Origin of the sequence: Streptomyces sp. 150FB (assembly GCF_000818195.1) — a bacterium.
Lineage (GTDB): Bacteria > Actinomycetota > Actinomycetes > Streptomycetales > Streptomycetaceae > Streptomyces.
On record NZ_JTHL01000001.1, the window covers coordinates 623459 to 624734 of the forward strand.

The following is a 1276-nucleotide window of genomic DNA, read 5'->3' on the forward strand; positions in this document are numbered from 1 at the left end:
CGGGTCGGTGGGCGCGCCACAGATTGCGCCAGCAGTGCAGTTCGGTGTTGAGGTCCTTGAGCTGCCCGGCGCCGAAGTACGCGGGGAACCAGCGCCCGTAGAGCCGCTCCAGCGGGGAGCCGTACGTCAGCAGCGCCACGCGGTGCCTGGTCTCGGTCCGCAACTGCCAGACGGCGGCCGCCGCGAGCACCGTGCCCTGCGAGTGGCCCGACAGGACGAGCCTGCCGCCGGTGCGGGCGGTCCAGGTGGCGATCCGCCAGGTGAGGTCGGGGACGGCGCGCTCGGCGTAGCAGGGCGGCGCGAAGGGGTGCGCGGCGCGCGGCCAGAAGGTGCCGACGTCCCAGAGGATGCCGATGGTGCGCCGGGCCGAGGCGTCGCGGTAGGCCCGGCGGCCCCAGGTGACGAACAGTATGAATCCGAGGCCGGTCAGCCAGGACCCCATCGACTGTGTGATGTCGGCGAGGGATTCGACGACGGGCGTGGTGCCGTCGGCGGCCTGCCCGGGCACTTCGCCGCTCAGCCACGATCCGGCGACCGCGCCGCCGCCGAGCAGCAGGCAGGTGCCGGAGATGACGCCGACGAGCCAGGGGGCTGCGTCGGTGAGGGCCGCCCTGGCCCGGGTGCCCGCGATCTGGCGGGTACGGATGGCGTCGGGCTGCTTCGGGTCGTACTCGGCCTCGACGACGGGCTCCAGCGCTCGGGTGGCGCGGACCGTACGGACGGCGAGCACGGCCACCGGCACGAGCAGCAGCGCGAGCAGCACCGGGATGACGGAGGCCTGCCAGCTCAGCAGGACGGGCGGGCCCACTATGGCGCCCCCGCCCATGCCGGGGGTGGCGTCGCCGTCGAGCCAGTCGCCGACGCGCTGGGCGACGCCGCCGGTCATCACCCCGCCCAGGGCGCAGGCGAGCATGGCGACAGCGGGTCCGCCGAGGCCGTGCATGACGACCCGGGGGTGCGGTGCGCGGCGGTGCAGGACGTGGGCGGTGACTGCGAGTGTGACGATCAGGGCGAGTTGGGCCAGGGCGATCACCCTGAAGGCGACATTGCCGGGGAGCGCGCCCGACGAGGCCCAACCGGGCCGTGACCAGGCGGCGTAGAGCGCCGCCAGCGCGAGCAGGACGAGCGAGGACGCCGGGAGCCAGGTGATGAGGGTGCGGTCGAGGACGGCGTCCCGGACGCGTTCGCTGCGGCCCCTGCGGCACACCACGTAGAGCACCACCGCCGCGCAGCAGGCGAGGGCGGCCAGCAGCAGCGGTCCGACGACGCCTCCGGC

At 74.8% G+C, this 1276-nt stretch carries 1 pseudogene; it reads right to left on the reverse strand.

Going from position 1 to position 1276, the window contains the following annotated elements:
* A pseudogene (locus QR77_RS02580) lies at positions 1-1276 on the reverse strand (hypothetical protein); the annotation flags it as partial.